A 20754-nucleotide genomic window follows, 5' to 3' on the forward strand; every position below is an offset into this window, starting at 1 on the left:
TTTGGTATTGCGCTAAAGCGGCAGACCTTGCCGATCCGCAAGCGCATAAAGAAATTCGCGTGTATCCAGATTGCCCAAATCATTGTCCAACGCTTCAGACAATTGTGATCGCAACTGCATCAAATCAAGGCTTAGAACCAATTCTTTGATTTGTCCAACCGACGATGCAGCCATGGATAATCTTTCAATGCCTACAGCCATCAAAGCCAGCGCTTCAATAGGACGACCTGCCAATTCACCACACATCGTTAGCGGTTTATTGTGTCGCCGTGCGGCATCTGCAATGTGCTTGAACGCCCGCAGACGCGGTGGTGAAATTGCATCGTAACGACGCGCCACCCGCGAGTTTGCTCGGTCAGCAGCGGTCAAAAATTGCACCAAATCATTCGAGCCAATAGACACATAATCAGTGAGCGGCAGCAATTGATCCAATTCAAACAGCAATGACGGCACTTCAATCATGGCGCCAACGCGCAAAGAAGATGGCGCTGCATATTTGGTGTTGCGCAAACGCTGCATTTCCACATTGACCATTTGTCGCGCTTCAATGAATTCGCGGCAATCTGTAACCATGGGGACCAAAATGTCTAAAGGTCGACCATTTGCTGCCTGCAACAGCGCACGAATTTGCGTGCGCAACAAAGCAGGGCGATCTAGCCCCAAGCGCAGAGACCGCCAGCCCATTGCCGGGTTTTCTTCGCTTGCAGAGCGCAAATAGGGCACGACTTTGTCGCCGCCAATATCAAGCAAACGGAAAACTATAGGTCGATCCCCGGCCAAATCCATTGCTTGGCCATAAAGCTCTACCTGTTCGGGTAAGCGCGGCAATTTTGACGCAATCATAAACTGCAACTCGGTGCGGAACAGCCCAATGCCCGCAGCACCGGTTTCTTCAATTGCAGACAAATCAGCCAACAGCCCTGAATTGTGCAAAAGCGTAATCTCAACACCATCAAGGGTGACACTTGGCTTGTCTTTGAGCGCGGCAAAACGCTCCTGCCGTTTGGCACTAAGCCGCACCTTATCAGCGTAGGTGGCCGCCACATCCTCAGTTGGGCGCAAATGGACCGTGCCTGTTTGCGCATCCAAAATGATATTGTCGCCGGTTTCACAGATCGAAGTGATATTGTCCGCTTGGCCCATCACCGTAATGCCAAGTGAGCGGGCAACAATCGCTACGTGCGCGGTCATGCCGCCCTCTTCCAGCGCCACACCCTTTAGCTTGGTCCGGTCATATTCCAGCAACTCCGCTGGGCCCATATTCCGCGCCACCAAAATCGCATTTTCTGGCAATTCATGGCGACCAAACACTTTTGTGTCGCCAGTTAAAACGCGCAGCAACCTGTTCGCCAAGTCATCCAGATCGTGCAAACGATCCCGAATGTAAGGGTCAGTTTGGCGCAACATGCGCGCACGTGTGTCGTTCTGTACACGCTCAACAGCGGCTTCCGCCGTTAGACCGCTGGCCACCGCTTCGCGCAACCGCCGCAACCACCCTCGATCATGGGCAAACATGCGGTAGCTTTCCAAAATCTCACGATGTTCGGACCGCGCCTGCATGTCGCGTTGATTAAACATATCGTCGATCGACATGCGCATGGTGCGCACGGCGCGTTCAAGCCGCTCGGTTTCCGCTTCTACATCTTCAGCAACGAAGTTGGTCACCACCACCCGCGGGTCGTGAATAAAGACTTTGCCAAGCGCAATACCGTCCGAAAAACTCGCCGCCTCTAGCGTACGCGGGCGGCGCAATTCAATCTCTGACCCTGAGCCTACCAGTGCGCCAAATTCAGTCGTTGAGACCATTTCAGCAAGCAGTGTGGCCGTCGTCAGGAGAGCTTCGGTTTCAGCAATCGAAAACTCGCGCCCCTCGGTGCTCTGTACGTCCAAAACACCAAGTGTTTGGCCAGAACGCAAAACCGGCACACCAAGAAAAGAGTGGTAGGGATCTTCCCCAGTTTCTGGTCGATAAGCAAAGGCCGGGTGCTGCGGTGCATCAGCAAGGTTTAAGGGCTCAGCTTCCGCTGCAATCAACCCCACCAGACCTTCGCCAAGGCGCAAAGTGGTTTTGTGTACAGCTTCGCGCTTCAAACCTTGCGTGGCAAAAAGTTCCAACTGACCATCGTCGCGCAGGACATAAAAAGAGCACACGTCGGCGTGCATACTGTCCGAAATCAGCTCAACGATTTTGTTTAGCCGGTCCTGGATGCCCAAAGGCTCAGCCATGGTCGCCCGCAAACGACGCAACAGCTCTCTTGGACCAGCGGTCATAACACTCATTTTTTTCTCAACCACAAACGTGGCTGCCTTTATCCGGATCGGATCAGCGTCAGCTTAGGCTTCTTCTACATCAAGTCCGTAGTAAGTATGCAATGCCCGAACGGCAAGTTCAGCATATTCTTCATCAATCAACACAGATGTTTTAATCTCAGAAGTCGTAATCAGTTGAATATTAATGCCTTTATCAGACAGCGCCTTAAACATAGATGCGGCCACACCAGCATGCGAACGCATGCCAACACCCACAACAGAAATCTTTGCTGAGCCTTTTGAGCCAGAAATCGAATCATATTCAAGCGTCGATTTGCCCGCTTCGGTGAGCACATTCATGCTCTTCTCATATTCGCTATCGGGCACCGTAAATGTAATGTCGGTGGATTTGCCGTCATCTGAGATGTTTTGAACGATCATATCAACAACGATCTGCGCATCCGCCAATGGGCCAAATACATCTGCAGCCACGCCAGGATTGTCCTTCACGCCGCGCAAGGTAATTTTGGCTTCTGAACGTGCGCACGTCACACCAGATACGATTTGCTTTTCCATAATTTCATCCTCATCACAAACCAACGTTCCAGGACCATTCCACGACCCATCGTCATTCAACGCAGGCACTGTATCTGGATCATCAAAACTAGAACGCACAACCAGGCGCACTTTTTGTGCCATGGCCAATTCAACCGAGCGCGTTTGCAAAACTTTCGCACCCAACGATGCCATTTCAAGCATCTCTTCAAAACTTACCCGATCAAGTCGTTGCGCCTTTGGCACAATGCGCGGGTCAGTGGTGTAAACACCATCCACATCTGTATATATATCACACCGATCCGCATTGACCGCAGCAGCTACCGCAACAGCGCTTGTGTCCGAGCCACCGCGCCCAAGCGTGGTAATCCGATTTTGCGGCGAAATCCCTTGGAAGCCGGTGACCACGCACACAACGCCATCATCCATGCGTTCATTGAGCAAATCTGGCTCAATATTGGTGATCCGCGCCGCCCCGTGCGCATCATTGGTTTCAATCGGCACCTGCCATCCAGCAAAGGAGCGCGCTGGCACGCCCAAATCCTGTAACACAATTGCCATAAGGCCAGCGGTTACCTGTTCGCCAGATGCCACAACCGCGTCATACTCGCGCGCATCGTGCAAGGTCGCGGCTTCGCGCGCCCACCCCACAAGCTCATTGGTCTTGCCTGACATTGCAGAAACAACAACGGAAACCTTGTTGCCCAGCTCAACTTCACGTTTGACATGCCGGGCCGCATGCCTGATCCGGTCGATATCAGCGACTGAGGTGCCGCCAAACTTCATCACGATGGTTGCCATAAAAAGGTTTCCTGATTTTTCGCCCCGTCTGACGTTTTTCTGTCACGGGTTATTCTGGTGCACTTTTAAAGTTGTTGCGGGCGGACCTTTGCCATAAACCAGCCTTGCAATCAACAAAAACACTACATTTGACTTGACTGAGACAATATCTCACCTGATCTGTTAGGGTGAATTTAGCGTATAGTGCAAGTCGAGTTTGACCCATATGGTCCAAGCCGCAAGTATTGAGGAATAACAATGTCAGCAACCACAATTGAAGCCGCAGAAGTCGATCGCTTCACCGCCATGGCGGACGAATGGTGGGACCCAAAGGGCAAGTTTAAACCGCTGCACAAATTCAACCCCGTGCGCCTTGCTTATATTCGCAACGCCGTTATTGGACATTTTAGTCTGGATGAAACTGCTCGCGAACCGTTTAAAGGCCTGCGCCTTTTAGACATTGGTTGCGGCGGCGGATTGCTGTGCGAGCCGATGAAGCGATTGGGCGCAGATGTGGTTGGGGCTGACGCGGGCGAGAAAAACATACAAATAGCCAAAAACCACGCCGAGCGGGTGGGGCTGGACATCGATTATCGCGCCACAACATCGGAAAGCTTGGCCGAACAAGGTGAGCAATTTGATGTGGTGCTGAATATGGAAGTTATTGAGCACGTCAACGACATCCAACTCTACCTTGAAAGCTGCGCGGCGCTGGTCAAACCCGGCGGCATCATGTTTGTGGCCACCATCAACCGCACCTTTAAAGCCTATGCGTTGGCCATCGTTGGCGCGGAGCATGTACTGCGCTGGCTACCAAAAGGCACACACACATACGATAAGTTCGTAACGCCTGAGGAAATCACCTCGATCCTTAAGCGTTGCGACATGCCCATTAAAGAACGCGTCGGCGTGTCCTACTCACCACTTGAGGACAAGTGGAAGCGATCCAAAGACATGAGCGTGAACTATATGCTATTGGCGGAGAAGCCGAAGAGCTAGCAAGAAATCTCATATTGTGGCGACTTGACCTGCATTCCTTTATGTATTTAGTTCATATAATAATTATTATTAAATGAACTAAATATGGACCAATACGCAAACTCAACACTGTTCTCTGTAATCAACGCAGGTAAATCGCTCGAACAGGATTTGAGCGAAGCGCTTGGCCGCATTGGTCTTTCAATGGCCAAATATGGTGCCCTTTGCGTTCTCGCGGCTTCAGCGGAGCCTTTACCGCTCAGCGTATGCGCGCGGCGAATGACCTGCGTGCGCTCCAATATTACCCAGTTGATGGATCGTTTGGCCGCTGACGGGTTGATTGAACGCGAAGCAGACCCACTTGATCGACGCAGCGTAAGAGCCAAGCTCACCAGCAAAGGGGCTGAACTGCAATTGGCTGGCGACCAAATCTGCTCAGATATTGAAAGCGATCTCGCGGGCCTGTTCGAAGCCCAAGAGGCAAAGATCCTGCGCAGCACATTGCACCGAATTTCCTAAATACAAACTACCCCAAAAAAGGATCGAACATGTTCGTTATTCTATTAAAGTTTGCCGATAAATCAAAAGCCAAAGAACATATGCAAGGCCATAATGATTGGATCGATCAAGGCATCAAAGACGGTACATTTTTGGTGGTCGGTAGCCTGCAACCCAACCTAGGCGGCGCTATAATTTCTGTCGGCTCGAATAGAGCTGACATCGAAGCGCGCATTAACCAAGACCCATTCGTAAAGCACAGTGTTGTAGATGCAGAAATCCTTGAAATCACACCTAACAGGATTGCGGATGCGATGGCTGGCGTTATTCAGTAGATTGCGAAATCAAAAAAGGGCGGCACATGCCGCCCTCAGAATTCTGCAAAGGCTTAATCGCGTTTCTACTTAGCAAAATGCGCCAAATAGCCGCCTTCCAAAATCATTGTCCAGCCATGTCCGTATCCGCCATGAACCATTTCAGCCATGTCACCCAAGGCTTCCCAATTGCTTTGCGTAAGCTCCAACCGTGTTGAATTATCGCCAAGGGACGTAAAACGCACCTCGACCAATGTGCGCTCGCCAACCTCTTCGTGGCCCGGGGCGGGAATATGGAAATCCATCGATAGATAGTCGCTTGGATCATACTCTTTGATGGTGCCCCAAAGGGTTTCAACGCCACCAGCGCCAATTTCAACGATTTGCCCGTCAGGCCGCGCATCAACGCGAATACCTGTAGCCGGTTCACCCTTCATGGCTGACAAAGTGAATTTGCCCAATGGCCACCAACTATCCATTTTGTTGATAAATACATCAAAAGCGGTAGCTTGATCGCACGGCACATCAATCGTTTTTACAAGTGGTTCTAACATTATTCTTCTCCCTTATTCTCCATAACTTTAGCAATTTCCGCGCGATAGGCAGAAAACGCATCGGACCAAAAACAGTCCAGATAATCTCGCAATTCTTTTAGGCCTTCGCGCTTGATCGAATACAGACGACGATTGCCTTGTGGCTCCACACTGACCAAATGAGCATCTTGCAAAACACGCAAATGTTGAGAAACAGCAGGGCGCGAAACTGTTTGCCCTTTTGCCAGCTCCCCAACAGTTTTTGGATGATCACGCAGATTTTCAAAAATCTGCCGCCTCGTGGGGTCTGCCAATGCTGCAAAGATATCTTGGTAAGCCATAACTTACCGTAAGTCAAAACTTACATAGATGTCAACAGCAGTTTGGAACCTTTCTCTCAGACCTTAGTCAGAGGGGAAGGTTTGCAACGCTTCGCGTGAGCTTCCGAAATCGGCTTTGGGGTACCGGCTTTCCTACTGTGATCAACCGATTGCTCCCAATACAAAGCAGGCTTGACCCCGCATCAAGCGCGGGGTGGTTCGGGGGTGGAGTTCGCGACGTACATTCTGATTCAGGTGCTCGATCAAACCGGCTTGGCGAAGCTAATATCGGTTACTTGCAGCGGGAAATTTCAATGCAAACAGTTCATAACCGACCATCCCTGCGGTCTTGCACCGCACCGAACTTGATGCGGGGTCTCGCCCCTAGAATTTAAATCGGGCCAGGCTTGCATCAGCGATGCAGGTCTAATAGGTCACAAAAAACCGCCAAGCGTCTGCATTGGCGGCTTCGTCAATCTAACAGTTGAAAATATCGCTAGTTATGGTCTTCCGGCGCAGCGGGCAACGGCAAAAAATCCACACCCTCTTCCACCAAAGATGTCACTTCTTCAGAAGTGGCTTCACCATAGATGCCGCGACTTTCAGACTCTTCAGCGTGAATTTTGCGCGCTTCTTCTGCAAAGCGATCGCCAACATATTCGGCTTCACTCATAACCTTGTTGCGCAGCTTGTTCATCGCATCGCGCAAAGCCTTTTGTTCCGGATGCCCGGCAGACAATGCCACTTTCTGGTTTGACTTTTTGCCAACGGCAGGCGCCATCAGCGCCTTATTCACATCTGCAGAACCGCAGACTGGACACTCCAACACGCCTTGGCTGGCTTGGACGTCAAACGCATCGGCATTTTTAAACCATGCTTCGAACTTGTGTTCGTTATTGCAGCTAAGCGAATACTGGATCACTGAAACATACCTTCATGTTCAATCATTGTTATTGTGCCGCATTATGGTTAACGCTTAGCGAAAAATCACGCGCATTGGCAAGAGTTGGTATGCGAGATCTTGCATCTTTTACCTTGTCAGCGTCAAACGGCGCGACAATTAAACCATGATTACCCTCGGTGCAAGAGGCGATCACCCGCCCCCATGGGTCAATAATCATCGAATGGCCGTACGTGTTGCGCCCATTTGCGTGATGCCCACCTTGGGCTGCTGCCACCACATAACAACCGGTTTCAATGGCGCGAGCACGCAATAGGCTTTCCCAATGCGCTTTGCCGGTTGGCACTGTGAATGCTGCAGGCACCGTCAAAATCTGTGCACCTGCTTGGCGCAATGTCGCAAACAATTGGGGGAACCGAAGATCGTAGCAAATCGCCATGCCAAGCCCGATGCCATTTACGTCAGCAACAACTGCACGGGTGCCCGCGTCAAAATTCTTGCTTTCGCGATAAGGCGCATCGCCATCAACATCTGCATCAAACAAATGGATTTTGTCGTAAGACGCGACTTCGCGACCATCCGGGCCAAACAAGAACGCGCGGTTCAAGAATTTACCGGTTGGACTGGCGACAGCCATAGATCCAACATGCAAATAAAGCTGATGGTTCTCAGCCATTGTTGCCAGCAACTTAATGGCTTCATCTGCCTGCTCGCGAACAAAAGCTCTCAGACCATTATGGTCTTCGGCAAACATCACTGCCATTTCCGGCACTTGCAAATAGCCAACGCCTTTTTGGGCGGCGTCGGCACAAGCTTGTTCGATGGTGCGCAAGTTTTCCTGCGCATCCATGGACGACCGCATCTGCAGGGCGCCCAGCAACATGTAATCTAGCTCGCCGCGCGCTTAAGCAGCGGATCAAGTTTGCCCTGACGGTCCAGCGCGTTCATATCGTCAAAACCGCCAATATGCTGCCCATCAATAAAGATTTGCGGCACGGTGTGACGACCATTGGCACGCTCCAGCATTTCTTGGCGCTTTGCAGGATCGCCGATAACGGTCAATTCATTGTAGGCAACGCCTTTATTGTCCAAAAGGGCTTTTGCAGCCAAGCAATAAGGGCAAGTTGGTGTAGTGTAGATGTCGATCGTGGGCATATAAGCTCTCAACTTATGATCAAGGGGACCAGTGTCTATATTGCACCAATAGGGTCCATGACAACCCGTGCAAAGCTCAAGACGTTCACCTTGTCGCGATATCGCTTCTTAAAACAGCGCGCAATTGCGTCAACCGTCGCCCCTGTGGTGACAACATCATCAACAATTACAATATGTTGCCCTTCATATTGTTCCAAAAAACGCTCGGTAACCACAAATGCACCACGCACATTCTGCTCGCGATCTTTTGAACTCAATCCAACTTGCTGGCGCGTTGGTCGTTTGCGCTGCACCCAATCACGATAAACCGGAAAGCCAGTTTGAACGCCCAATTGATCAGCCAACAACTGGCTTTGATTATAGCGCCGTGCCAAGCGCCGCCGCCAATGCAAAGGAACGGGTACGAAAACACATTTCTCCCCCCAATAGTCCTGACCTGCGCCGACCATCAGCCTGGCGCAAATCTTAGCCAGTTCAAGCCGATCGCCATATTTAAATTGTGACACAAGTTGGCGCGCCAAATCATCGTAGATCACCGCAGAGCGCGAGCGCGCAAAAGGCGGCGGATTGGCAATCGCCTGTGCACTTAGAACCGACGCGCCGATATCAGCGGCGAACGGAACGCCAAGAACAGGGCAATAGGGTTTTGAAATAAATCGCAACTTGCCCCAGCAATTTGGGCACAATCCATCTGCGTCAATAATTGGCATATCGCACGCTAGACAGCACGGGGGAAACAGCATATCCAGAAGCTGAGTACGCCAATGTGCGGCACGCCCCTGTGCCTGCAACAAAACAGATTTGGTCTGTGCGACAATTTTGTTTGGCGTCGCCGTCATAAAATGCTCAAAAAATATTTGGAGCCACACGATGCAGCCGCCAATGCTTTTCAATCGTAGCCGAATTCAAATGCGATTGGAACGCTATGCCAATAACAATGATCGCTTCATCGCCAAACTCGTGCATGAAGAACTGCTTAGCCGCCTGGCCACCATCACCCGCAAATTTGAACGCGCTCTAATTTTGGCACCATGTGCCGACTATTTACTGGAGTCGGCACACTCTGCCACTGATCCAATTGCCTTTGATCAAGCCACCACACTTGTGCCTGCAAATGACATCCCACTGCTCAATGTGGAAGAATTCACACCAGCTGATGCGCAATACGACCTGATTGTGTCGCTCATGGATTTGCAGACGACCAACGATGTGCCCGGCTTTTTGACGCGAATTCGTCACAGCCTCAACCCTGATGGCCTGTTCATGGCCGCTGCGTTGGGTGGCGAAACACTAAAGGAACTGCGCGCCGCTTGGCTAAATGCGGATGACAAAATCTCCGGCGGTGCCCATTTGCGCGTTGCGCCCTTTATCGACATTCGAGACGCAGGTGCTTTACTCCAACGTGCAGGCTTTGCCTTGCCGGTTGCCGATCTCGAACATCACAAAGTACGCTACGAGCACCCGATTGCCCTCATGAGTGAGTTGCGCAAGTTCGGCGCAACAAACCCAATGATCGAAGTCCCGCACACCGCGACTTCTCGCAAATTACTCGGGCAAGCGATTGCCAACTATATCGATGAGTTTCAAGAAGAAGATGGCCGCGTGCCGGCGACTTTGGAATTTATTTGGCTCTCCGCTTGGGCGCCACACGAAAGCCAGCAAAAACCACTTGCACCTGGCAGCGCCAAAGTGTCTCTAAAAGATGTTCTGGAGAAAAAAGATACGGATTAGGAAGCCAAAGCGCCGTCAATTGCGCTGCCGATACTGCCTTCATTCCCGCTAAACAGTGAAGCAATGCCATCGCCAAGGCCCATAAATGCGGCCATCAGTGCCACCGCAATTACTGTGGCTATCATACTATATTCAACAGCAGGACTGCCAGATTCGTCTTCAATAAATCTTTTGAATAACTGCTTCATGCCCTGCATCCCAGAATGTAATCGCCCTAATGTTCAAAGCAAGTCGCATAAATGCGCGACTAGCGGCTCATCCGCCGGGGGCATTGGATAGTCGCGGAGACGCTGTGGGCGAACCCATTTTAGGGCCGTATGTTCGAGCGCTTGCGGCGTACCTTGCCATTTCCGACAAACATAAAGTGGCATCAGAAGGTGAAATTTTTCATAAGAAAACGAAGCAAACGTCAACGGCGCAAGGCATGCCTCACGCGTTTCAATGTCCAATTCTTCTTTCAGTTCGCGGATCAACGCGGTTTCGGGACTTTCCGCTTGCTCGACTTTACCGCCAGGGAATTCCCACAAGCCGCCCATATTTTTGTTTTCGGGTCGCTGCGCAATCAACACGCGGCGATCAGCATCAACAAGCGCGCACGCTACCACCAACAAGGTTGGGTAATTCTCTGCCATTAGCTGCGATAGTCTCCATTGATCGAGACATATCCATGGGTCAAATCGCACCCATAAATTGTTGCTTCGCCATCACCTAGGCCAAGCGATACACCAATTTCGATTTGCTGATTTTTCATATATTGGCTGGCATCGTCTTCAGAATAATCAGGCGAGCGATAACCATCTTTGGCGACAACCAGATCGCCAAACCGGATTTGCAATTGATCGCGATCAGCAGGCTCCCCAGCTTTACCAACAGCCGCAACTACGCGTCCCCAATTGGCATCTTCTCCGGCAAGCGCAGTTTTCACCAATGGCGAGTTTGCAATCGAGCGCGCAATAACATCAGCGCTTTGGTCTGATACGGCTCCCTCAACCTTCACCACCATCAATTTGGTCGCACCTTCACCATCTCGAATAATTTGCAAAGCAAGGTCTTTCAAAACCGCATGCAAGGCTTGAGCAAAATCCGCACAACGCGGATCATCCAAATCGGTGATCGGCTCAACGCCACGGCTTTTCGCCGCGCCAGTTGCAAAAACCAAACAGGTGTCTGACGTTGAAGTATCGCTATCGACTGTGATCGCATTGAAGCTTTTCGCATTGCCGTCGACCAAAATGGATTTCAGCACATCTGCTGATACTGGCACGTCGGTGAACAAATATGACAGCATCGTCGCCATATTTGGCGCAATCATGCCAGAGCCTTTTGCAATGCCGGAGATGACCACTTCAACCCCATCTAGATCAAACGATGCGCCCGCCCCTTTGGCAAACGTGTCAGTTGTCCGAATGGCGTTCGCAGCATCTTCAAAAGTCGCAGAAGCGCCAAGCGCAGCAGACATCGCATCCACAAGAGGCCCAGCGTTAAGCGGCTCACCAATTACGCCAGTTGATGAGATAAAAATCTCACTCGCATCACACTGCAAAATCGTTGCAGCAGCGTCCGCGGTTGCACGAACGGTCTCAGCGCCAACTTTGCCAACAAACGCATTGGCATTGCCAGCGTTCACCACCAGCCCACGCGCCAAGCCTTGCGGCAAATTTTGCTTACACCAATCAATTGGTGCAGATGGGCATTTCGATTTGGTCAACACACCCGCAACGCTGGTGCCCTCAATCATGCGGGCAACCAGCAAATTTTTGCGGCCATGATATCCAGCGCCAATTGGCGCCACAAAAAGCTCTACGCCATCAACTTTCTCAAGCTGAGGAAATTGATCCGGTGCCAAAGGAGAAACCGCAGACACTTGTGCCATTTTAGTTGCCTTGATTTACAATGTTGATCTCGGCGTTGGCTTTGAGGTCCTCAACCAGCTTCTCAAACTTCTTCACCATTACGCGCTGACGAATTTGCGGGAACACCTGCTCCATCGCTGGCGGTGTAGATGGGCGACGATCTTCAAGCTTAATCACGTGCCAACCAAATTGGGATTGAACAGGCGCAGAATAGGCGCCAACTTCCAAGGCTCGTGAGGCATCGTAAAATTCTGGAACCATGTCACCTTCGCTGAAATAGCCAAGATCGCCACCATTTGGACCAGTTGGGCCAGTTGATTTTTCCTTTGCAACTTCTGCAAAATCACGTCCCTTATCCAATTCCGCGATGACCAATTTGGCATCTTCTTCGCTGGCCACGAGGACATGACGTGCGCGGAGCTGTTCGGTCGGTTTGAAATCCTTAAAGACATCATCATACTCAGCCTGCAACTCTTCTTGTGTGAGTTCGGCCGCCATTATATCCTGCAAGTAAGCACGACGTAGCGCGCGATCTTCTAGATATGTCTTGCGACGGGCAAATGTGTCCGTATCCGCCATGCCAGCTCTACGGGCGGCTTGCGCCATCACTTTCATATCCACCAACATCTGCACCAAAAATTCGCGACGCTCATTTGGCGCAATCTGTTGAATTTCATCGCCCATATCTTCAAGCGCATAGGTCAGCTCAGCTTGGGTGATGGTTTCACCACCCACAACAGCAATCACCTCGTCTGGTGCTACAGCTGTCTGAGCAACCGCCATTGAAGTGCCAAACATGCCAAAGGCAACTGCCCCGCCGAGCAAAATGGAACGTAGTGTTGATTGGCGTTTCAGTTCAAATTTCAGCATGCTGTTTCTTTCTTTTTCTTGAGAGCTCACACAGCTAGAATATTAAGCATGTGCAAGGCGAACATATTTAATTGACGTTTGCGTGATTTCCGAGGCGTTGACAAGACACTTGTCCGCACTTACATCTCCCAACGCTCGAAAAGGCAAAAATTAAGCGCCATTGCCGCTATTTTGCCAAGTTCATGCAAAGAATTTTCCGCTGATGCGCCCAAAATAAGGCGCAATAGCAACAAAATGGGACCGCTGATATGGCACTCGCCGCGCTAGCACGTAAACTCTTTGGCTCTTCAAATGATCGCCAAGTCAAAAAATACCGCCCGATCGTTGAGAAAATCAACGCGTTGGAGCCGGAAATGGAAGCATTGAGCGACGAGCAATTGCGAGCCCGGACCGACGAGCTAAAGGCCCAATATCAAAGCGGCACCAAAATCAAAGATTTGCTGATACCAGCATTCGCCACAGTACGCGAAGCGGCGAAACGTTCGATGGGCATGCGCCACTTCGACGTTCAGTTGATCGGCGGCATGGTTTTGAACGACAACGCTATTGCTGAAATGCGCACTGGTGAAGGTAAAACGCTGGTTGCAACGCTTGCCGTTTACCTAAATGCGCTTACAGGCAAAGGCGTGCACGTTGTCACCGTTAACGACTATTTGGCGAGCCGTGATGCGCAATGGATGAGCCAAGTTTATAGCTTTTTGGGCTTAACCACCGGCGTCATTGTCCATGGCCTCTCTGATGATCAACGACGCGCAGCATACGCAGCGGACGTCACTTACGGCACCAACAACGAGTTTGGCTTCGACTATTTGCGCGACAACATGAAGTTCTCCAAAGAACAAATGGTGCAGCGCGGCCACCACTTCGCCATCGTCGACGAGGTGGACAGCATTCTGATCGATGAAGCGCGTACACCATTGATCATTTCTGGCCCGTCTGAAGACCGGTCGGAGCTTTACACTCAGATCAATGAACTTGTTAATGCCAATGTTGCTGACGAAGATTTTGAACTGGACGAAAAACAACGTTCAGCTTCGTTCACAGATGATGGTATCGAGAAATTTGAAACCATCCTCAAAGAAGCAGACCTTATTAAAGGCGAAAGCCTGTTTGACGTTGAAAACGTCTCCGTGGTGCACCACCTCAACTCAGCGCTTCGTGCGCACAAACTCTTCACCCGCGACAAAGACTATATCGTACGCAATGATGAAGTGGTGATTATTGACGAGTTTACCGGCCGTATGATGCCGGGCCGCCGTTTCTCAGAAGGTTTGCACCAGGCGCTAGAAGCCAAAGAAGGCGCTAAAATTCAGCCCGAAAACCAAACGCTGGCTTCGATCACATTCCAAAACTATTTCCGTCTTTATGACAAACTGGCCGGCATGACCGGTACAGCTGCAACCGAAGCGGAAGAATTTGCTGACATTTATAAACTTGATGTTGTGTCGATCCCGACCAACAAAGAAGTTTCCCGTGTCGACGAAGAAGACGAAGTCTACCGCACGGTTCAGGAAAAATTTGAAGCGATTGCTGAAGAAGTCAAAGACGCTCGCGCGCGCAAACAACCTGTATTGGTTGGTACGACGTCGATTGAAAAGTCTGAGTTCTTGGCCGATCTGTTAGAGAAAAAAGGCGTAAAGCACATCAAGGTTCTAAACGCACGCCATCACGAACAAGAAGCGCAAATCATCGCCGATGCCGGCATGCCCGGTGCGGTTACGATCGCCACAAACATGGCGGGTCGCGGCACAGATATTCAGCTGGGCGGCAACCTAGAAATGCGTATCGAAAATGAGTGCGGTGATCTTGAAGGCGAAGTCCGCGACGCCAAAATCAAGCAAATCGAAGCCGAGATTGAGACCCGCAAAAAAGAAGCTCTTGCAGCGGGCGGTCTATATGTGATCGGTACCGAGCGCCATGAATCTCGCCGTATCGACAACCAGCTACGCGGTCGTTCTGGTCGTCAAGGTGATCCGGGTCGTTCGAAATTCTACTTGTCTTTGCAAGACGATTTGATGCGTATTTTCGCACCAGAACGCATGGAAGGCATGTTGGTTAAACTTGGCCTTGAAGAAGGTGAAGCCATTGCCCACCCTTGGGTGACCAAAGCACTTGAGCGCAGCCAACAAAAAGTGGAAGCACGCAACTTCGACATTCGTAAAAACATCCTCAAATATGATGATGTAATGAATGACCAGCGCAAGGTGATCTTTGAACAACGCCTTGAACTGATGGAAGACGCCAATGTGGCTGAAGCGATTAAGGAAATGCGCGAAGACGTGGTGCACGACATCATTGAAAAAGCCATTCCTGAGCGCTCTTATCCTGAACAATGGGAACATGAGCAGCTTCAAGAAGCCGCAAAAACATATCTAAACGTCGATGCGCCGATCAAAGAATGGTCGGAAGAAGAAGGCATTGACGCAGAGCAGGTGACCGAGCGCCTTGTGAAAATGGCTGATGAAACAGCGGCCAAAAAGGCTGCTGAATATTCGCCTGAAATCATGCGCCAGATCGAAAAACAGATTTTGCTACAATCAATTGATGGCCTTTGGCGTGAGCATTTGGTTACTCTTGATCATTTGTCCAAAGTTGTTGGTTGGCGCGGATTGGCCCAGCGCGATCCGCTAAACGAATACAAGCAAGAAGGCTATGAGCTGTTCCAAAACTTGCTGGACAGCTTGCGTGAACTGGTTATTGCGCAGCTCAGCCATGTTCAAGTTCAAGTGGCTCCACCACAGCCCGAACTACCGCCAATGCAAGAGCAGCACATCGACCCACTAACTGGTGAGAACGATGCGGTGCCAGCCACTTCAGGCATTAACAAAGACGACCCTTCAACTTGGGGCAAAGTTCGCCGCAACGAAGCGTGCCCATGTGGATCCGGTAAAAAATACAAACATTGCCATGGCGCAATCGCTTAGCATCAACATTGTCGATTGATGAATGAATTCGGGTCGCCTGATTATGTCAGGCGACCTTCTTTTTGGGAGCATTATCATGACCAGCACCGACTTTGACAAACTTGCAACCATCTATACCAGCGCCAAAATCAACCCTTGGAACGATCTATATGAGCGTCCAGCGGCAGTTGAAATGATGGGCGAGGTCGCAGGCAAAAAAGTGCTGGATGCCGGTTGCGGAGGTGGCAAACATTCGGCTGACTTGATGGCCAAAGGCGCAAATGTGCAAGGCTTCGACCTTAGCGCAAATATGCTTGACCACGCGCGACAACTATTGGGCAACAACGTAGAGCTCAAGGTTGCTAGTCTTGATGAAAAACTCCCCTATAAGACAGGCAGTTTTGATGCCATTCTTTGCTCTTTGGCTATGCACTATTTGAAAGATTGGCGGCAGCCATTGAGCGAATTTCATCGCTTGCTCAAGCCAGGTGGATCGGTGGTGATTTCAACTCACCATCCATTTATGGATCATGAACTTGCAGGCAGCGAAAACTACTTCGCTCACATGCTTATTGAAGACAGCTGGGAGAAAAATGGCGAAACCATGCATGTTCGCTATTGGCGCCGCTCACTCTCACAAATGATCCGCGAATTCAAAGATGCAGGTTTTCAGATCGAGCAGATTGACGAGCCCATGCCGTTGGCAGAAACCGCAGACCAATTCCCTATTGCATATGAAAAACTCACAACGCAACCGCGCTTCATCTTTTTCAAACTGAGCAAATAATTGATAGGCTAAGGCAGAAATAATGGGTGAAGTCTCTGAAATTTTTAATTGGCGCGAACTCGACACGCACATCACATCTTCGGGGCAGCCCAGTGCGGCCCAGTTCTCTCACCTAAAGTCAGCAGGCGTGAAAACAATCATCAATCTTGCGCCGGAAGATCACCAAGACGCATTGCCAAATGAGCGAAAACTTCTCGATGAACTAGGTTTCAACTACACAAACATTCCGGTCCCGTTTACTCAACCGAGCGACGAGACCTACAATTTATTCGTTAGTGCTATTCAAGCTGATCCCAAAGATCGCATGCACATCCATTGTATTTTCAACGCCCGCGTGACTGCCTACTGGCACCGCTACATTTGTGAATATATACCGGCGGACAGAATCAAAAGTGCCGCGATCTTGGACAGCATTTGGCGGCCCGGCAAACATTGGGCGGTCTTCATCGGGGACGAACACCGCGCAAATAAGGACCACGAGTATTCAAGCCTAGACTACTAGTCAGATGATTAGCCAGAGTTAAAGCAAACAATCAATTGTCGGCACTTGCCGCAGCAGCTTGCAAATCAACAATTACAATCTTGCGCATTTTCAACATCGCCTCAGTGCATGCTTGGGCAATGACGGGATCAGAATTTCCAACCAATCCTGCAAGCTGTTTCGGAATGATCTGCCAAGACACACCAAACTGATCTTCTAGCCAGCCGCACATACTTTCTTTGCCATTATTGGCCAGCAATGCATTCCAATAATGGTCCAACTCTTTTTGGTCCTCGACCTCGACAAAAAACGAAAAAGCCGCGCTCTGTGGGAATTTTGGGCCACCATTCAACCCCATAACCCGCTGCCCATTCATCTCCCAAACAACCATAAAACTTTGTTGTGACAAATCTGCAGGAGAGATAATTCTCGCGTCGTCAAAAATGGTGCAATAGAATTGTGCGGCAGCCGCAGCATCATTATTCAACCACAAACATGGCGTTGGTTTTGGTTGTCTCATTTTCTGCACCCTTTGCGTTTTCAATTCGATCCAAGTGCCCGACAATCATAGAAAAGGTGATATGAGGCCAAATAATCTCAGACATCAACGCCCGTCGATCTCGAATTTTCGACTTTAATCTACCGACAGTCGTACAAATGCGAGCTAATATTTTCATCCAAAGCCAATAGATCCAAATCGGATTTCGCGCCAAAAACAGCCATCCTGCCAACCATCTTTTGAAGCTGCGCAAACTCTTCAATCACGTGGTAACCTGTGCGATCAACATAGTCGTCGACAACAATGACCCAACCTGTATCGTCACCAAGTGCCTTTATACATTTCAACGCACATGCCACACGAAATCGACCATCAATCAATATTAGGTCGGGTCGAAGCGTAGGTGGCATATCAGAGTAGGCTGCAAAGCGCGCCAATTGGTCATCACCGACATTTTTGAACTTGATCGGATAACCCCATGTGCCTGTCACACCAATATCGGCGTGTACATAATGTTGATTGGGCGTCGCGTAGCCCGCATCGCGGATCGTTTTTTGCACGCTCAACGCAAACAACAAATCGCTTTCTTTACTGACAAATGGCACCCCCATTTTCGCGGCCGCATATGTTGTGCCGCCACTGCCAAATTCCAGATAGCTTTTTGCATTCGCCAAACGCTCCAAAAACCAATTCGTCGACGTCTGATCATCAAAGTAAGGACTTTCACCCGTTTTAAACAGCAGTGCTCGCTGAACCACATTGCAAAAGGAATGGTTATGGCGCGTCAAATAGACCAACGCTGACTTCCATCTAGGCCATTTTTGAATCAACCGATCAACTCCCTTACTCTTCGCTGCAACTTTGGCACGACCTCGTTTTCAAACCAAGCATTGCGCTTGAGCCAGATATTATTGCGCGGACTTGGATGCGGCAAAGGCAGATGGGTTGGCATAAATTCGCGCCATCTCTTCACAGTTTCGGTAAGGGTTTTGGACTGCCGAGCACCCAAATGATAGTCAAGCGCATAAGCACCGATAATCAGCCTCAACTCAAGTTGTGGCATTTGCTTGAACAGCTGATCATGCCAGGTGGCGCGACATTCAGAGCGCGGCGGCAGATCTCCCGACTTTCCCGTTCCGGGAAAACAAAAACCCATTGGAACAATTGCAAATAGATCTGGGTTGTAAAACTGATCTGGTGTCACACCCAGCCAGTCGCGCAATCGCTCCCCGCTTTTATCGTCAAACGGCTTGCCGGTTTGATGCACAATACGACCCGGCGCTTGGCCTGCGATTAGAACTTTAGCTGTTGAACTGACTTGCAAAACCGGCCTTGGCCCATGCGGTAGATGCGGCGCACAGATTGTGCACTGCGATATTTCTGCCAGCAAGCTTTCAAGCGCCATAATTAAATTTTCACCTCTCAGCCAAGGTTGGGAAATTCCAACCCGATTGGCAAGTCAACAAGACAAAACAAATCCTTTTTGCCCCCTAGCCCTATCAAGATTAGTTTGCGAATATCGCGCAACAAACATGCGCTAAAAGCAATTGGGCCTGCCTCTATATGACACTCGATCAGATTATCCTGTTTACATTATTCTTTCTTGTCTTTGTGGGCCTGCTTTGGGGACGATGGCGCTATGACTTAGTCGCCTTCACCGCCCTCATCATCGCATTATTGCTGCAGGTAGTGCCAACGGATATGGCCTTCTCTGGATTTGGGCATCCCGCCACAATCATCGTTGCCCTGGTGCTCGTCGTATCGCGTGGGCTTACCAATTCTGGGGCGGTTGACTTGATCACCCGCTCTGTGATCGACCAATCACGCTCCATCGGTATGCACATCACTATTCTGGGCGGCATCGGCGGCATTTTGTCGGCCTTCATGAATAATGTGGCGGCACTGGCCATGTTGATGCCGGTCGACATTCAGGCTGCTCAAAAGTCCGGACGCACACCTGGGCAAACCTTGATGCCACTTTCCTTTGCCACCATTTTGGGCGGTCTTGTTACCCTTATTGGCACACCCCCCAATATCATTATTGCTTCAATCCGCGAGACCACATTGGGTGAACCTTTCAAGATGTTCGATTTCGCGCCCGTTGGCATCATCGCCGCAATTGTGGGCATCACCTATGTGGCCACCATCGGCTGGCGGCTTATCCCTGAGCAATCGCGAAAGAAAAACGCCACATCTGAATTGGCCGAACTTGAAGGCTATATTGCTGATCTCGTCGTTGCTGACGACAGCAAAGCCATCGGCCAAAAAGTCAAAGACCTTGATACCATCGCAGAAGAAAACGACTGTTATGTTTTAGGGCTCGCACGACGCGGCAACCGCCTACCCGGACGCGCGCGCAATGAAGAAATCAAAGCTGGCGACCATCTGATTATTGAAGCCTCGCCAGAAGCAATCAATGCGCTGGTGGGCGCACTTGGTTTAAAATTTCAAAGTCAAACCGCTTCAAAGAAAGCACTCTCTGGCGATGTCATTTTATCTGAGGCCGTTGTGACACGTGAAAGCAGGTTGGCTGGCCGCACCGCGATGCAATCCAAATTGCTTGCGCGGTATGGCGTTTCACTCTTGGGGATCTCGCGCCAGGGCAAGGCCATCCGCACACAAGTGCGCAAGACCGAACTTGAACCCGGCGACATCCTGTTATTGTTGGGCACGCCGGAAAGCGTCGAGGACGTAATTGGACGCATGGGTTTCTTGCCCCTAGCGGATCGGCAATTGCCGGTCACACAATATGATCGCGCTTGGCTTGCGATTGGGGTTTTTGCCGCAGCACTAATCGCTGCAAGCCTTGGCTGGATATATTTGCCCGTTGCCCTTGCGGTGGTCGCCATCGCCTTTGTATTCACCGATATCGTGCCATTGCGCGAACTCTACGACACAATTGAATGGCCAGTGGTTGTCCTGCTGGGCTCGATGATCCCTCTTGGCGCCGCGCTTGAAACGTCAGGCGGCACGGAGCTGATTGTCAACGGACTTGCGGCCGCCACCAACGGCATGCCCGCCTGGGTAGCCCTCACATTATTGATGGCAGTTACCATGACCTTGTCAGATGTGTTGAACAATACAGCGACAGCCATTGTTGCAGCGCCGGTGGCCATCGGTTTGGCCAACCAAATGGGGGTGAACCCTGACCCGTTTTTAATGGCTGTCGCCATTGCTGCCAGTTGTGCGTTCCTTACCCCAATCGGGCACAAAAATAACATGCTTATTCTTGGTCCCGGTGGCTATTCATTCTCGGACTATTGGCGCATGGGATTGCCGCTCGAAATCATAATCGTCGCGGTCTCAGTGCCAGCAATTCTTGTCTTCTGGCCGCTCTAAAGGTTTA

Annotated in this window: 23 protein-coding genes; 8 read left to right on the forward strand and 15 right to left on the reverse strand. The window is 50.5% G+C overall.

The genetic code is table 11. The features are described 5' to 3' along the window. Nucleotides 1-12 precede the first annotated feature (12 nt). Both ptsP and QQL65_RS03620 read right to left on the reverse strand, forming a co-directional pair. Nucleotides 13-2280, reverse strand: coding sequence for a phosphoenolpyruvate--protein phosphotransferase (gene ptsP / locus QQL65_RS03615; RefSeq protein ID WP_284362124.1), 2268 nt, complete (start codon nt 2278-2280; stop codon nt 13-15). Between the two features lie 54 nt (nt 2281-2334). After that, nucleotides 2335-3606: an aspartate kinase gene (locus QQL65_RS03620; RefSeq protein ID WP_284362125.1), complete on the reverse strand. Its 1272-nt coding sequence runs from the start codon at nt 3604-3606 to the stop codon at nt 2335-2337. 231 nt (nt 3607-3837) lie between these two features. On the opposite strand from QQL65_RS03620, the gene ubiG reads away from it, so the two are divergent. From ubiG to QQL65_RS03635, 3 genes are all read left to right on the forward strand, one after another. After that, nucleotides 3838-4584: a bifunctional 2-polyprenyl-6-hydroxyphenol methylase/3-demethylubiquinol 3-O-methyltransferase UbiG gene (gene ubiG / locus QQL65_RS03625; protein WP_284366205.1), complete on the forward strand. Its 747-nt coding sequence runs from the start codon at nt 3838-3840 to the stop codon at nt 4582-4584. An 84-nt stretch (nt 4585-4668) separates the two neighbouring features. Beyond that, nucleotides 4669-5082, forward strand: a complete 414-nt coding sequence (locus tag QQL65_RS03630; protein ID WP_284362126.1) for a MarR family winged helix-turn-helix transcriptional regulator — start codon at nt 4669-4671, stop codon at nt 5080-5082. Between the two features lie 29 nt (nt 5083-5111). Beyond that, a complete protein-coding gene (locus QQL65_RS03635) occupies nt 5112-5396 on the forward strand; it encodes a YciI family protein (RefSeq protein WP_284362127.1) in 285 nt (94 codons plus the stop codon). Nucleotides 5397-5461: 65 nt separating this feature from the next. On the opposite strand, the gene QQL65_RS03640 is transcribed toward QQL65_RS03635, so the two are convergent. The 6 genes from QQL65_RS03640 to QQL65_RS03665 all read right to left on the reverse strand — a co-directional run bounded on the left by QQL65_RS03640 (nt 5462) and on the right by QQL65_RS03665 (nt 9123). Beyond that, the gene (locus QQL65_RS03640; protein ID WP_284362128.1) at nt 5462-5929 is read right to left on the reverse strand and encodes an SRPBCC domain-containing protein; all 468 of its coding nucleotides are present in this window, start codon (nt 5927-5929) and stop codon (nt 5462-5464) included. Then, entirely contained in the window at nt 5929-6249 is a 321-nt protein-coding gene (locus QQL65_RS03645; RefSeq protein ID WP_284362129.1) for an ArsR/SmtB family transcription factor, read from the reverse strand. Before QQL65_RS03645 ends, QQL65_RS03640 begins: the two co-directional genes overlap by 1 nt. Nucleotides 6250-6724: 475 nt before the next feature. After that, entirely contained in the window at nt 6725-7150 is a 426-nt protein-coding gene (locus QQL65_RS03650; protein ID WP_284362130.1) for a DUF1178 family protein, read from the reverse strand. Between the two features lie 28 nt (nt 7151-7178). After that, on the reverse strand, nt 7179-8012 hold the full coding sequence (locus QQL65_RS03655; RefSeq protein WP_284362131.1) for a carbon-nitrogen hydrolase family protein: 834 nt from the start codon (nt 8010-8012) through the stop codon (nt 7179-7181). A 5-nt stretch (nt 8013-8017) separates the two neighbouring features. Further along, complete coding sequence (gene grxC, locus QQL65_RS03660) at nt 8018-8284, reverse strand: glutaredoxin 3 (RefSeq protein ID WP_284362133.1); 267 nt, start codon at nt 8282-8284, stop codon at nt 8018-8020. Nucleotides 8285-8319: 35 nt separating this feature from the next. Continuing rightward, nucleotides 8320-9123 carry a ComF family protein gene (locus QQL65_RS03665; RefSeq protein ID WP_284362135.1) on the reverse strand — a complete coding sequence of 268 codons (804 nt, stop codon included), beginning with the start codon at nt 9121-9123 and terminating at the stop codon, nt 8320-8322. A 31-nt stretch (nt 9124-9154) separates the two neighbouring features. On the opposite strand from QQL65_RS03665, the gene QQL65_RS03670 reads away from it, so the two are divergent. Next, nucleotides 9155-10015 (forward strand): class I SAM-dependent methyltransferase, encoded by an 861-nt coding sequence (locus tag QQL65_RS03670; protein ID WP_284362136.1) that lies wholly within the window; start codon nt 9155-9157, stop codon nt 10013-10015. On the opposite strand, the gene QQL65_RS03675 is transcribed toward QQL65_RS03670, so the two are convergent. From QQL65_RS03675 to QQL65_RS03690, 4 genes are read right to left on the reverse strand one after another with little or no spacing between them, the layout of a single operon-like run. Next, complete coding sequence (locus QQL65_RS03675) at nt 10012-10203, reverse strand: Flp family type IVb pilin (protein WP_284362137.1); 192 nt, start codon at nt 10201-10203, stop codon at nt 10012-10014. The two genes, QQL65_RS03670 and QQL65_RS03675, sit on opposite strands and share 4 nt — an antisense overlap. Before the next feature lie 33 nt (nt 10204-10236). Continuing rightward, nucleotides 10237-10647 carry a (deoxy)nucleoside triphosphate pyrophosphohydrolase gene (locus QQL65_RS03680; protein ID WP_284362138.1) on the reverse strand — a complete coding sequence of 137 codons (411 nt, stop codon included), beginning with the start codon at nt 10645-10647 and terminating at the stop codon, nt 10237-10239. Then, entirely contained in the window at nt 10647-11888 is a 1242-nt protein-coding gene (gene argJ / locus QQL65_RS03685; protein ID WP_284362139.1) for a bifunctional glutamate N-acetyltransferase/amino-acid acetyltransferase ArgJ, read from the reverse strand. Before argJ ends, QQL65_RS03680 begins: the two co-directional genes overlap by 1 nt. Nucleotide 11889: 1 nt before the next feature. Further along, nucleotides 11890-12738 carry a peptidylprolyl isomerase gene (locus QQL65_RS03690; RefSeq protein WP_284362140.1) on the reverse strand — a complete coding sequence of 283 codons (849 nt, stop codon included), beginning with the start codon at nt 12736-12738 and terminating at the stop codon, nt 11890-11892. Between the two features lie 248 nt (nt 12739-12986). Between QQL65_RS03690 and secA the strand changes: the two genes are divergently transcribed. The 3 genes from secA (at nt 12987) to QQL65_RS03705 (ending at nt 16930) form a co-directional block, all read left to right on the forward strand. Next, nucleotides 12987-15662 (forward strand): preprotein translocase subunit SecA, encoded by a 2676-nt coding sequence (gene secA, locus QQL65_RS03695; protein WP_284362141.1) that lies wholly within the window; start codon nt 12987-12989, stop codon nt 15660-15662. Between the two features lie 76 nt (nt 15663-15738). Then, nucleotides 15739-16428, forward strand: a complete 690-nt coding sequence (locus tag QQL65_RS03700) for a class I SAM-dependent methyltransferase (RefSeq protein WP_284362142.1) — start codon at nt 15739-15741, stop codon at nt 16426-16428. Nucleotides 16429-16450: 22 nt separating this feature from the next. Continuing rightward, nucleotides 16451-16930, forward strand: coding sequence for a protein tyrosine phosphatase family protein (locus QQL65_RS03705; protein ID WP_284362143.1), 480 nt, complete (start codon nt 16451-16453; stop codon nt 16928-16930). 31 nt (nt 16931-16961) lie between these two features. Here QQL65_RS03705 and QQL65_RS03710 read toward each other — a convergent pair whose 3' ends face one another. The 3 genes from QQL65_RS03710 to QQL65_RS03720 all read right to left on the reverse strand — a co-directional run bounded on the left by QQL65_RS03710 (nt 16962) and on the right by QQL65_RS03720 (nt 18813). Further along, nucleotides 16962-17429: a VOC family protein gene (locus tag QQL65_RS03710; protein ID WP_284362144.1), complete on the reverse strand. Its 468-nt coding sequence runs from the start codon at nt 17427-17429 to the stop codon at nt 16962-16964. Nucleotides 17430-17548: 119 nt separating this feature from the next. Then, complete coding sequence (locus tag QQL65_RS03715; protein WP_284362145.1) at nt 17549-18238, reverse strand: hypothetical protein; 690 nt, start codon at nt 18236-18238, stop codon at nt 17549-17551. After that, nucleotides 18235-18813: a uracil-DNA glycosylase family protein gene (locus tag QQL65_RS03720; RefSeq protein WP_284362147.1), complete on the reverse strand. Its 579-nt coding sequence runs from the start codon at nt 18811-18813 to the stop codon at nt 18235-18237. The genes QQL65_RS03715 and QQL65_RS03720 overlap by 4 nt, the downstream gene beginning before the upstream one ends. Nucleotides 18814-18971: 158 nt before the next feature. On the opposite strand from QQL65_RS03720, the gene QQL65_RS03725 reads away from it, so the two are divergent. Continuing rightward, nucleotides 18972-20747: an SLC13 family permease gene (locus tag QQL65_RS03725; RefSeq protein ID WP_284362148.1), complete on the forward strand. Its 1776-nt coding sequence runs from the start codon at nt 18972-18974 to the stop codon at nt 20745-20747. Nucleotides 20748-20754 lie beyond the last annotated feature (7 nt).

The sequence above is a fragment of the Maritalea porphyrae genome (assembly GCF_030159895.1).
GTDB lineage: Bacteria > Pseudomonadota > Alphaproteobacteria > Rhizobiales > Devosiaceae > Maritalea > Maritalea porphyrae.